Here is a 12903-nt window from a genome sequence, read left to right as displayed (position 1 = left end):
CATTAAATTTAATTTAATTGTTTTTAGTTGAAACTATTTTTAATATTGATGTCTCAAAGTTAAAAACTTTATCAATATCATTTTTCATTAGTTCCATAACAGCCATATTTAAATCAATTACTGTGTTTATAGATGATTTCTTCATAAGCTGTAATCTATAAGGGTGTATATTAGAATATCCCCTTTTTGATAACTCACTTTTAAATGAGCTTGGATAACTTTTAATTATCCTTATCTGATCCAATTGTTTTAATACTATTCTATTTATAGCAACTGGATTTTCTTTTAGATGAGAGTATTTATTTAAAGCTTCATCTAAATCGCCTAAAAGAATTGAGTTTATTAATTCAAAAATATTACTATCAAATGATTCAGATATATATTTTTTTACATTAATAAGCTCTTCTTCATCTAATAAGCTAATTTTTTCAATATCATTTAAAACTACATCCATATTATCTGCATCTATAAAGGTAGTTGCAGAAACAGGAATATTTTTAGATTTTAAAATTTTATCTACTAGCTCCAAATTAACTTTGTCGCTTTTCAAAATAGTAAATCCATTATTTTTAAATAGGTTAGATAATTTTGTATCAACTTTATCTAATTTATTTTTCAAATAATATACCGCTATAATTTGTGTATTTTCATTTGAATTTGATAATATTTCTTTTAATTCTTTAATACTAAATTGTTCTACCTCAATTAGTAAAACTTTTTTAGTATCAGAAAAAGGAAGAGATTCTAAAAAATTAGTTATTAAATCAATATCAGTTTTTTCTGATATTTTTAAATAATTAAATTCTAAAAAATCAATATCCTTAATTTCTTTAGTTATAATTTCATTTACAAAGTAAAAATTATTACTTATTAGAAATTTATTCATTTTAATTCCTCCTTTGATTAACAATTACATTTAATTTAAATTTTTCATTTTATTTTTGGACATAGCCATTTATTTTAATTTATCTTTCATAGTAAATATGCTACTTTTCAGGCAAAAAGCTTTTAATAAATTGTAAAAAATAAGAAATTAAATTTAATAAAATAAAAATCGCCATAAGTTAGACACCTAACTATGGCGATTTGATTAAAGGAATGATAATTGATTAGTTCCTTTATTGATTTTAATTTTAAAATTAGAAATATTACAATCAATATCTCTATCAGTTTTTAAATTATTATTAGGATTTATACCATTAGAATCAGCTATTTTCATAGGATAACTACTATCAGAAATACTTAAATTTTTATTATTATCTTTTTCAGAACTATTAGAATTAGAATTTACTATTTGAAGAAGTGGTGTAACAGAATTTGAATTTGGATTAATAAATGTAGAAATGCCAACTTCTAAATTTAAACTCATTTTATTCAATAATTCATCAAAGTATATTTTTATTATATTTAAAAAATGTTCTGTTGTAGTAGGATAGCCTCTATCAATACTAAGTTTTGGTTTAGCAAAGCTTGACTCTAATTTTTTTATTAGAATTAAGTACATTTCCCATGTTCTAGCAAAAATTTCAGAAGTATTGAAATAGTATGATTTTTTATACTTTAAATAAGCCTTTGAGGGATGGGAATCATCTAAATCATCAACTTCTTTTAAAAATAGCTTTCTGTAATTAGCAACTATACTTCTAAAGCTAGATTTACTAGAAAGTTTTAGTGTATCATCTGTGAATGTATAATCAATACAATGTCCTATTTCATGAAAAAATGATGATGGAGCATTTAAATCAACACATACACAATTACAAAAAGGGAAATATAAGCCTAATGCTCTATGCTTACCTAATTTTCTAAAACGTAATGCTGGTTTAGTTTTAGAAGAAAATAGTTTACTTAAATCGATTTTATCTTTTAATATAGAATATTCTTCTTCTATTAAACTAAATTTAGATAGGTCAGTTTCCTGATCTAATTCTAATTCACTAAAATCTTTTAAAAATACACTATTATTCATTCTATCAAGCACTTTTTTAGGAATATTCTTTTTTTGAATATAAGATGTTGCATAAGATTTTTTTAGCATCTTATTATATTCTTCATCTAACTTTGCATTATATTGTTCCTCAGCTATAATAGAAAATGCTTCTAAAATAAGGGATAAACCTTTTATACGAATTGGATATAAAAAGTAATATCCGTAATCTGCCCAATTAAATAATGCATTTATTTGTTCCTGATTATACTCTTTAATTGCATAATCACCTTTTTTACTTTTGGAATTTGATTCTTTTAATAATTCTGACAATTTTCTATCAGTAACTTTAATCAAGTATAAATAAGCAAGTATATAGCCTATAGAAGCGGCTATATTCATTCCTTTACTAAAATTCCAACGAGATTTAATTATGCTTTTGGGTGTCTTTTGATTTAATACACATATTAAATTAACATATCCATCATTGTATGCAATAGTTATATCTTTTGCGCAAACCTCTGATGGATTTATCTTACATAATGATGCAATAGTATTAATATCTAATTTTCTTCCATCTTCATTTCTTATATCAGATACATCCTCAAAAGACATACAATTACTAATTTCTCTGTGTAATACAGTATTAAATAGATTCTCTACTTCTTGATCTGTCATATCCATTATTAACTTTTCATTAATAATAGCTTCATTAGCTACTATTTGTTCAAAATAATTGGTATACTTTGCAAGTAAGTTTGAATAAGTTTTTGATTCATAGAAATAATCAAACTTAAATTTATATAAGTCTGGTTTCTTTACCTCTTTAAAATTGGTATTTTGTTTAGTTTCTTTTTTTTCAATTTTTCTTTTTAATGAATTAACTCTTACATTATCCATAATTTTTATTTGTAAATAAAATACTCGTAAATGATGATTGTTTTATACAATATAAAATAAAGTTCATCATAAAATTTTATTTACTTCTCCTTTCATTTAATTCCTCAATGAGTAAAACTCAATTTTTTTTAATTATATTTTTCATTTAATTTTTGGACATAGCCATTTATTTTAATTATTCTTACATATTAAATATGCTACTTTTCTCAATAAAAGTTTTTGCCAAATTATTAAAAGTTTTTGAATAATAGGAAAACAATAAATTTAATAAAATAAAAAAAGTTTAATAATATAAAATTACTAAACTTTTAAAGGTGTATGATAAAATTATTTATCATAATTTTAATCTATCTCTAGATTTTTACTTAATGACTAATATAATTAATTAATTCTGGATATCTTTCAGAATATTGCATATAATTAGAAATCATATTTTCTAATTCTTTATCTTTAACTAAATACTTATAAATTTCTTTATAATTAGGTCCACAATGACTTTCTCTAGCTTTAAATAACTCTATAATAACAACATTTGCCTCTTCTAAATAAATGCAGCATTCATTATTGTTATGTGTATAATATTCATAATTACAAATATCAGTTTTATTTAATAAGTGTTTATATTCATCTTTAACATCTTTAACATTATAAAATTTTTTTAGTATATCTAATAAATGATAAAAATCAATATCAAAACTCTCATCAACTAATTCCTCAAATTTAAATTTTATTGCCACTATTATTTTTTCTAAAATATCTGGATCTAATTCACTTTCTATCAATAAACAACTTTCATTATTATTATAAAAATGACAATCATCTATTCTATATAATCTTTTTTTTATATTATTTTCTCTTTCCATAAAAACACTTCCTTAATATATATTAGGTTAATTAATCTAATACTTTCTTTTAGTCATTATTACTCTAAGAGGTATTAAATTTATACACTATATTTATTTATAATCTTAAAACTTCATCAATTGGCATTGCAAAAATTGAATACTCCTTAATTTCTATTTTTCTCGTATTTTTAATAATGAAATCTACATCAAAAAATGAATATTCACCATTTTTAATATATTTTACAAATTTCCTTATGAATTTAATTAAATATATATCTAAATTAGTATAATTTTTAGCTAATATCGAAAAATCGCATAAATTATTATCCCCATGAGTTATATAAGGGAACTGTCTAAATTCATTAAAATGTATTCTCCTTTTATCATCATATATATATTGTGACAATTTATTTAACTCACTCTCTAATTCAAAACTATTTTCAAATGTTTTTATATGTTTTGAAATATCTGTTATTTCGAATCCGTCATTTTCTATAATGCCTAAATCTTGAAAGTAAAAACTAACATATTTCAATTCTTCTGTTAATTTAATATTATGCTTTTTTTTAAACATTTAAATCCACCTTCTCTTAATTAAATTTAATAAATAGTAATATCATAGTCTATATTTTCTAGTTCCTTTAATAGCTTTTTTCTTTTCATTTTGATTGTTCTCTTTTGATTCTATATAATCTTCTGACTCTTTTAAGCATATATCCATCATTTTTGAGTTATGCTATAATATTTCTTTTTTCATATAAACCATCATTATGCATATTATTTAATTTAACCACTCAATTTTAGAAAATTCTTGCTTTAGCCATTCACTTTCATTTGAATAACCAACAGGAATAAAGTAGTTTCCTTTTCTACTTAGAACTCTAGCACAAACTATAAAATCATATTTTTCAATATCAAAGTATTCATTTTTAATTTTTATTTCTTTATCTTGAAATAGTCCCCAATATTCACCTTCTGATTTACCTAATAAGACTATTAAATTCTTACCCTTAAGTTTAGTTTTAACATCGTCATAAGTATAAAACTTCATAATATTTAACTCCTTTACTTATTTGTAATTAAACTTACTATGTTACCTTGTTCATCAAATTCTGAAATATCATCAAAAATTATACCTTCATTAACCATACTATCAACAGTTAAATCTAACTTTATATATTCTGTTTTTTCATAGCTATTTTTATTCTTATCTAGGTACTTACAATATAAATATTTACCATCATACATCTTTTCAGCTATTAATTTTGTTGACAATGTAATAGATTCATATATTTCTCCTTCAATAACCTTACCAATTTCATTGCTTTTTTCAGAAATATACCATTGAAATTTTGTAATTTTTTTCGGTAAAGCATGAAATATAAATATATCATTGTTATTTTTAGATTTAACACCATACTTCTTCATTTTTATCACTCCATCTAGCATTATTCAAAACAAATTGTTTTAATAATATTTTTTTCAAAATCTATAATAGTAAAATCGTAAAAATTATAATCCCCTAAATATTCTTCCAGGGAAATTGTTAACTTAACATTGCAGTTATCTAATATTTTTTTATTATTTTTAATGTATTTATTATAAAAATCAATAATATAATCTAATGTTTCTTTATTAGCTTCTCTTTCAAATCTTATTTGAATAGCACTATCTGTTACCTCATCTAAATAGGCATTTCCATTTAATTTATTTTTTAAAATTTCATAAAAATAATCATATGCTTCTTCACCATTAATTTCTTCTTTGTATTCAGATATTTCTAATCCTATTTCCTCAATTTTTATTCCTTTAAACTTCAATATATAGCACCACATTCAATTTACTCTAATCTATTCAATTAAATTTTTAAATATATTTAAAAAGCCTTACATAGTAAATATGCTACTTTTGACACTAAAAGTTTTTATCAAATAGTTAATTTTTTTAAAACAAAAAGGTTTAGTAACATTACTAAACCTTTAGATATATAATAATTTAAGATTTTATATTTATTCAAAATTTTTATTAAATAGATATTGAACTCTACTTTTACATTCTTCGTAATCTAGAACATCTCCAAAATCTAAATTAATTTTTATGGCCAACAATTTATTTCCTTTATAAAACTCTAATATTGTTGCAATATAGCCATCACTACCTGTTTGTATCATTGTATCATTATTATCTATTGCAAAAAAATATTCCGCAGTATCAACACCAATATACCTATCTTTAACTTTTATATAATTATAACAGCAATCTTTTTTTACCAATTCTATCAATTCATCATCAGCAGAACATACTAAATTAATAGAGTTAGTTTTATATTGAATGTTTTCATCTTCTGTATAAGTTTGTTTTAAAATAACATGACATTTCCAATCTAATTTACCTCTAAAAGTTTTAGTATATGTAAGCCTATCTAGTTTATATTTGCTTAGAGTTTCATCTTCATAATATGAAGGATCTCCAATAATTATTTTCTTTGGCATATTAACAGTTATAAGTTCTTCTTTTAAAAGTTTTTCTTTCATAATTTATCTTTAGCACTCCTTTAGTTCATAATAATATATATTATATATAAATTATAACATTTTTTTCTTTTTATGAAAAATTTTAGGAGAGAAAATTTAATCAAAATATAATTAGAAATTGTATATAAATAAAAAAGTAACAGACTTATAAATTCTGTTACTTTAGTAATGATTATTAAAATTTTATATTTATATTAGCTGAGGGGAAAATAATTAATTACACACATCAGCTAATATTGAGGAACGTTTACCTATCAATTATCCTTTAATAATATTATAAAATAATATTAAATAAATTATATACTGAAAACTTTTTTCAAATTTTAATTAGATTTTTTACAGAACTAAATTATAATTTGATTAAAATAAAAATTATTAAATTATTTTTAGTTAAAATGTTATAAGTCAGTTAGTTAAATAAATTTAACTTAATTTACATTAAATAATAAATACAATATAATGGAATAAAGAAATCAATTCAATAAAAGTTTTATTTTTCATTAATATACATTTAAATTCAAAAGTTTTTTACCCAATACCTATTTTAATAATAGAAATAAGAATTAATAAAGAGCTAAAAGAACTATTAGTAAGTATTAACTTAATAATAGTTCTTTTAGTTTTGAAATAATTATATTAATTATTTTCTGTGATAGAATTGGCATAAATAAAAATTTACATTGAATATTGGGTTTAAATAAATGTATAGCAAATTTTTATAATGATAACATAATTTGTTATAATAAAAGTAAAAAAAAGAGAAAGGAGTATTTATTTATGAATGAAAAATATGAAAAAAAATTAGACTCAATTTTTCAAGTAGTTAAATTTTTAGGAGTTTTTTTAATTGGGGTTTTTGGAATTGATATTAAAAGTTTATCAATTATTAGTCAAGAAGGAAAAATTTGGGTTACGTGTAGCATGATTGGTTTATCAGTATGTGCAATTTTACTTATAATTGTTGCACTTATGTATTTAGCTGAAACTAACAGAATTTATAAATAATTGATTAGTCTTTTAATACTAAAAATGTAAAATAAATTAGTTGTATTTAAATAATTTTTAAATACAACTAATTTATAAATATATTTTTATTTAAATTCTATTTTATTGAATATATATAACTATGAGGTGGAAAATGTGCAATAATAATTTAAATGATGAAAATATAATAGATATAATAAATGATTATGTTGAAGAAGAATGTGTTGGTGGGGCAATTTTAATTGATGGAGAATGGGGAACTGGAAAAACTTATTTTATAGAAAATAAAGTCATCAAAGAATTACAAGACAAAGGACAAAAGGTTATTTATATTTCCTTGTATGGAATGACAAGTATATTAGATATAGAAAAAGAACTACTAATAAATACAATACCACTTTTAAAAACAGGCAAAAAAGTTCCTAAGTTTATTTGGGAATTATTATCCTGTGGTATAAACTTAAAAACTGGAATTAATTTAGATGATTATGCACAGAAATTTGAAGAAGCTTTTTTAAATTCGAATCATGAATATACGAAATATGTGATAATATTTGATGATTTAGAAAGATGCAATATACCTATAAACTCTGTTTTAGGTTATATAAATAAATTAGTAGAACATGAAAAACAAAAAGTTATAATTATTGCTAATGAAAAGGAACTTAATAAGAATAACTTTAATGAAAATAAAGAGTTAAAGAATATAAATGCCTATGAGATATTCAAAGATACTAGAGAAGTTAATGAAGATGATAATAAAAATAAATTAGATAAGAAAGAAGTTTTAGATAAATTAGATAGATTAGTAAAAGATATATATTTTAATAATGATTATTATGATGAAGTAAAAGAAAAGTTAATATATCAAACAATTAAATATAGCCCTAATAAAGATGAAATAATTAAAAATATGATAAGTAGTTCAAAAGCAGATGGAGAAATTTTGAATATATTAGAATCTAATAAGGAACTTATAATAAAGATTTTTGATTTGAACCAATATTTTAATGCAAGAACTGCAAGGCATGTAATTATAAAGTTAAAATCTATTTTATCTAAAATAGATAACAATAAACTAGAAATGTATAAAGAAAATGAAGTAATAGAAAATATAATAAAATCTACAACACAATTAATTATTGAGATGAAGAAAAGTAATATAAACCATTTAGATAAAGCAATAAATGAGATTATATTAATTAAATTGGGAACAAAATATTCATTAAAAAATGCTTACATAGTTAAAAGTATAATTATATTTTTAAGCACATCATTTATTGACATAAGTAGTTTAAATAAGGAGCTAAATAGTTTATCCAAAGAATTAAGAAAGTTAAATGAGGACTTAAATAAAGGAAAAAACTTAATTCCAACCAATTATATATTAATGTCTGAAAATGATGTAAAAAATAATTTTAAAGAAATAAAAAGTAAAGTTGAAAATAAAGATGAAAATATTAATATAAATGAATTGAAAGTCAACATAGACTATTTTTATATGTTATATAAAGATATAAATATAATTACTAAAGAGGAATTAAACGAACTGGTAATAGGTATTGGGGAACTGATAGAGTCTAGACCAGATAATTTTAATGATATAATCCTTATTAATAGTAATTGTTATCCTGGATATGAAAATGATCAAGAACATATTGAAATGTTAAAAAAATTAAATTCATATGAGCCTAGAGGATTAAAACAAATAATTGAAGAAGAAACAAAGGAAATATTTGATGAGAATAAAGTTTTAGACCTTGCAAGATATATTTCAGATAAAAATGATTATTTTTTCAATTATAAAGGATTCTTAAAATATTTTGATATTAATAAAATTATTATAATGCTTGAAGAAAGCAATAATTTAGAAAAACGTAAGTTAGCGGAAGCAATTTTTAGTAGATATTCATTTAGCAATGTTAAAGATTACTTTGAAGGAGATAAAGAATATATAGAAGATTTAATTTCAGGATTAAATAGTTTAAAATGTGATGATAAGATTGGAAAATTTAATATAAAGATATTTATTAATTGGTTAAAATCAGTTTTAGAGCATTTAAATTAATTTAAAAATCCATATCTAAAAGATATGGATTTAAACTTTATCTATATAATATTTTTAGCATAATTAAAACGGCATATCTCCATCATCTACAGGAGTTAAATCATCATCAAACCCACTAGAGATTTGGCTATTATTTTGTCCGTTAGTATTGGTATTTCCTTTTCCGCCGATAAATTCAAAATTTTCAACTACTACATCAGTAGTATATCTCTTAGAGCCATCCTGTGCATCATATGAGCCAGTCCTTAAACTTCCTACTAATGATATTTGTCTTCCTTTTGTAAGGTATTGTGCTATAGTTTCAGCTTGTTTTCCGAATGAAACACAGTTAATAAAATCAGCTTCATCCCTCTTAAATTGTCTTGTAACAGCTAATGAAAATCTAGCAACAGCATTACCACTTCCAGCAGCAAATCTTAATTCAGGGTCTCTTGTAAGTCTACCAACTAAAATAACTTTATTCATCAATTAACACGTCCTTTTATCATTTGTTATTTCCTATATATACATTTTATAACACATAAATCCATATATCAAAAATTTACAGAACTATTTTGGACAGTTGAAAATATCCCATGCTGGAATTAAAGGGTACTGAGAATAAATTGAATTTATAATATCTATATTAACTTTTCTACGCCCTTTTATAAAATCATTTAGTTTATTTCTAGGAATACCAGTACTCTTCGAAATTTCTGATTGAGATAAATTAATTTCTATTAAAATTTCACTAGTTGTAATTGTTTTATCTTTAATTTTATGTAATAATTCAAAAGTCATTTTACATTGATAGATTTCAACTATATATATAGTGTCTAAAATTTTCAATATTTTATTGAATTCATTAAGATCTATTTCATTCTTAAATTTTAACTCTAATAGTTTTAAATTTCTTTCATATTCTATTTTATAATTATCAATTATAGAAATCTTTTTTAATTCATTTACTAAAGACTGTATATCAACATTATAGAATAAAAGAGTTATGCAATTATCAACTAAATTCTCTCTTTTATATAAAGTTATTAAATCATTTAAATACATCTTCAACATATCGTATTCTCACCTCTTATATTTAAAATTTTATTATCTAAGGATTGTTAAACTCTTTATATAAATACAATAAAATTATCCCCTTCAAAGGGTACTATGTCAATGCGTAGAAAATTTTCGTATGAAATGAAATCTTATTTTATTAAGCTTAAATTAAAAAAATAAAAACATTTATTACTGTTACTATTAAAGCCAATATGTTTTTTACTATCTAGTTTATAGAAATTTTTAAAGTTGGAATATATTCAACTCTTTATTATTTTTTTATATCTATAATAAAGTCTATCTTGGATTTTATATAAATATACTACTCTATTTTTGAAAATAAATTAATTATTTATATGAAATTTTGGTTGATTTAGATTTTTTATAACAATAAAAGAAATAGTTGTAGAATATAAAAATTTAAAAGATAAAATAATAAAAAACTTTATTTATAATTTATCCTAAAAATTATCTAAGTTTATTCAAATACATATTAATTTCTGAATAAACTTAGACTATACTTTCATATATTTAACATATATTTAGAATATACTAATAAAAACTTAACTAATATTAATTATAAAATAAATAAGACTTAGGTTTAACTTACCTAAGTCCTATCTTTTTATTGATTAAAAATCTATATCTTCATCATCTAAAATTTTATTTATATTATTTGTTCTTCTTCTATTTCTACTTATAGAATTACCATTTTCAGATAATGAACTCATTATTTTTTTCTTTCTTTCATCTATATCAAATTCTTCATCATCTAATCCTAGTTTTCTTTCTACTTTCTTAGCATTTCTAGTTCTTAATTCTGTTCTTAAATCATTAATTATATCTCTAGGGAAACTACAACCACCTAATAATATCATATTCTTATTTGGATCTTCTTTATCATGTGATTTAAATAATGTTTCATCTGAATTTATTAAACTAGCTACTTCCTTTAAATTGTATTCTTCATTTAATACTATTGCTCCATAACCACATTCCATATCTTCTGAATTACATACAAAAATATTATTTTCTCTTGCTTCTAATAAACTTTCTTCTATGCTATCACAATATTCTGGCATTGGTAATATTGAAAGATATCCTTTATTATTAAGAAATACTTTAGATAAATCAGATGTATCTATTCTTTCTTCTCTACTGTCTGTAGTTAGAGTTAATGCTTGGCTAAATCCCTTAACTATTTGTCTATTAATCTTAGCATAATTTCCACCTTTAACTTTACCGTTGTTAGCTACAGTAACACTATCTACTAATTCTAAAAACTTATTTGAACTTAACTCTTTAAGTGTTGTTAAAGCATTGTCTAAACTTAATTTATCTTCTGTTAAACTTGGCATTATTGATAATACCCCAACTTTAATGTCATATGTTTCTTTAACTATTCTACAGAATTCAGTTAAAGTACCTGCTCCTGTTCCCCCACCTAATGAAGAAACAACTAACATATACTTAAATTGTGAAAACTTATCTAAGAAACTTAATAATCTTGGCTTGTCCTCTATTATAAACTCTAATGCTTTATTTATATCTTTACCAGATCCATCTGCTCCATTAAAAATATGTTTATTATAATCTCTAATATGTTTGCAATCTAACATATCATATTCTGATGAATTGATATATATTGGTGTCAATTCTGGATTTAATGATTTAAAACCATCTGTTATTCTACATCCACATTGACCTAATCCCACTACTAATATATTATTTAACTCCATATTTAAAACTCCTTTTTTATAAATTATTTAAAAAGTCTATACCTTTATCAGTAATATAATAGCTTTTAGAATATCCCCTTTTTCTTCCTGCTCCACAATCTGTAATTTTAAGCCCTTCTGCTATCAACTCATTTTCGCAAAGAACTTTAATACTTCTATTTATTGTACTTGTTGAAAGATTAAGTTTCTTCATTCTATTAGCTATAATAGCTTTTGTAACTCCTTCTGTATATGAAGATAATCTCTTAATTCCAGACGCCTTTTCTTCTTCTGTTAGATTTGGAACTACACTAATTGCCTTTAAGACTTTAAAAGTATTTGTATTTAACGACACTTCCATTGGAATTACCTCCCTTATTAACTATAATAAGCTAATTAAAATTTGTTGTCAATAAATATTTAGCATATTTTATCAATATTATATTCTAAGTTTTTATATATTATATCTAATTTTATTCTAAGTATTATCAAATTTTATCCTTTTATAATTTTATTTTTGATAATTTATTGATAAAACTTAGAATAATTATAGATTTATTTAGAATAAATTTAGACTAAGCTAAGATAAAAGTATATACTTAATAAGTAAAGTTAAACCTAATACATATACATCTAAAGTTAAGGTAAAGTTAATACATTAATTTACTAAGTTAAGATAAGATATAAGTATATAATAAATTAAGTTAAGGTGATTTATTGTTGACATCCAATTCCAGTTATTGTAATATTAATGTACTAACTTAATATGTAAACTTAAGGTTATTCTAGTATTTTTCTTGATTAAGATAAAATTAATATATAAATTTTTAAAATTAAGTTAAGATATTAATTATATAAAAAAAGATAAGAATAAGTTAAGGGGAGTTGA

Annotated in this window: 14 protein-coding genes; 2 read left to right on the top strand and 12 right to left on the bottom strand. The window is 21.8% G+C overall.

The window, feature by feature from the left end; all coding sequences use genetic code 11:
* Positions 1-13: 13 nt before the first annotated feature.
* From HMPREF1092_RS15670 to HMPREF1092_RS15635, 8 genes are all read right to left on the bottom strand, one after another.
* Entirely contained in the window at positions 14-886 is an 873-nt protein-coding gene (locus HMPREF1092_RS15670) for a DNA polymerase III subunit delta (RefSeq protein ID WP_002599666.1), read from the bottom strand.
* A gap of 204 nt (positions 887-1090) precedes the next feature.
* Positions 1091-2827, bottom strand: a complete 1737-nt coding sequence (locus HMPREF1092_RS16660; protein ID WP_002599665.1) for a hypothetical protein — start codon at positions 2825-2827, stop codon at positions 1091-1093.
* Between the two features lie 365 nt (positions 2828-3192).
* The gene (locus HMPREF1092_RS15660) at positions 3193-3690 is read right to left on the bottom strand and encodes a hypothetical protein (protein WP_002599664.1); all 498 of its coding nucleotides are present in this window, start codon (positions 3688-3690) and stop codon (positions 3193-3195) included.
* A 97-nt stretch (positions 3691-3787) separates the two neighbouring features.
* Entirely contained in the window at positions 3788-4246 is a 459-nt protein-coding gene (locus tag HMPREF1092_RS15655; protein WP_002599663.1) for a hypothetical protein, read from the bottom strand.
* A 207-nt stretch (positions 4247-4453) separates the two neighbouring features.
* Positions 4454-4723, bottom strand: coding sequence for a hypothetical protein (locus tag HMPREF1092_RS15650; protein ID WP_002599662.1), 270 nt, complete (start codon positions 4721-4723; stop codon positions 4454-4456).
* Positions 4724-4737: 14 nt separating this feature from the next.
* Positions 4738-5100 (bottom strand): hypothetical protein, encoded by a 363-nt coding sequence (locus HMPREF1092_RS15645; RefSeq protein ID WP_040414540.1) that lies wholly within the window; start codon positions 5098-5100, stop codon positions 4738-4740.
* A gap of 20 nt (positions 5101-5120) precedes the next feature.
* Complete coding sequence (locus tag HMPREF1092_RS15640) at positions 5121-5492, bottom strand: hypothetical protein (RefSeq protein WP_040414537.1); 372 nt, start codon at positions 5490-5492, stop codon at positions 5121-5123.
* A 189-nt stretch (positions 5493-5681) separates the two neighbouring features.
* Positions 5682-6206 (bottom strand): hypothetical protein, encoded by a 525-nt coding sequence (locus HMPREF1092_RS15635; protein ID WP_002599659.1) that lies wholly within the window; start codon positions 6204-6206, stop codon positions 5682-5684.
* Positions 6207-6983: 777 nt separating this feature from the next.
* Here HMPREF1092_RS15635 and HMPREF1092_RS15630 point away from each other — a divergent pair.
* Together HMPREF1092_RS15630 and HMPREF1092_RS15625 are read left to right on the top strand one after the other, a co-directional pair.
* Complete coding sequence (locus HMPREF1092_RS15630) at positions 6984-7211, top strand: hypothetical protein (protein WP_002599658.1); 228 nt, start codon at positions 6984-6986, stop codon at positions 7209-7211.
* Positions 7212-7344: 133 nt separating this feature from the next.
* Complete coding sequence (locus tag HMPREF1092_RS15625) at positions 7345-9258, top strand: P-loop NTPase fold protein (protein ID WP_002599657.1); 1914 nt, start codon at positions 7345-7347, stop codon at positions 9256-9258.
* 63 nt (positions 9259-9321) lie between these two features.
* Here the strand turns inward: HMPREF1092_RS15625 and HMPREF1092_RS15620 are convergent, their stop codons facing one another.
* The 4 genes from HMPREF1092_RS15620 to HMPREF1092_RS15605 form a co-directional block, all read right to left on the bottom strand.
* Positions 9322-9723, bottom strand: a complete 402-nt coding sequence (locus tag HMPREF1092_RS15620; protein WP_002599656.1) for a single-stranded DNA-binding protein — start codon at positions 9721-9723, stop codon at positions 9322-9324.
* A gap of 84 nt (positions 9724-9807) precedes the next feature.
* On the bottom strand, positions 9808-10311 hold the full coding sequence (locus tag HMPREF1092_RS15615; RefSeq protein WP_002599655.1) for a transcriptional regulator: 504 nt from the start codon (positions 10309-10311) through the stop codon (positions 9808-9810).
* Between the two features lie 617 nt (positions 10312-10928).
* Positions 10929-12035 carry a tubulin-like doman-containing protein gene (locus HMPREF1092_RS15610; protein ID WP_002599654.1) on the bottom strand — a complete coding sequence of 369 codons (1107 nt, stop codon included), beginning with the start codon at positions 12033-12035 and terminating at the stop codon, positions 10929-10931.
* Between the two features lie 16 nt (positions 12036-12051).
* Positions 12052-12375 carry a winged helix-turn-helix domain-containing protein gene (locus HMPREF1092_RS15605; RefSeq protein WP_002599653.1) on the bottom strand — a complete coding sequence of 108 codons (324 nt, stop codon included), beginning with the start codon at positions 12373-12375 and terminating at the stop codon, positions 12052-12054.
* Positions 12376-12903: the final 528 nt, after the last annotated feature.

It is taken from the genome of Clostridium thermobutyricum (genome assembly GCF_000371465.1).
GTDB classification, from domain to species: Bacteria; Bacillota; Clostridia; order Clostridiales; family Clostridiaceae; genus Clostridium; species Clostridium thermobutyricum.
This window is presented reverse-complemented; position numbering and strand designations above follow the sequence as displayed.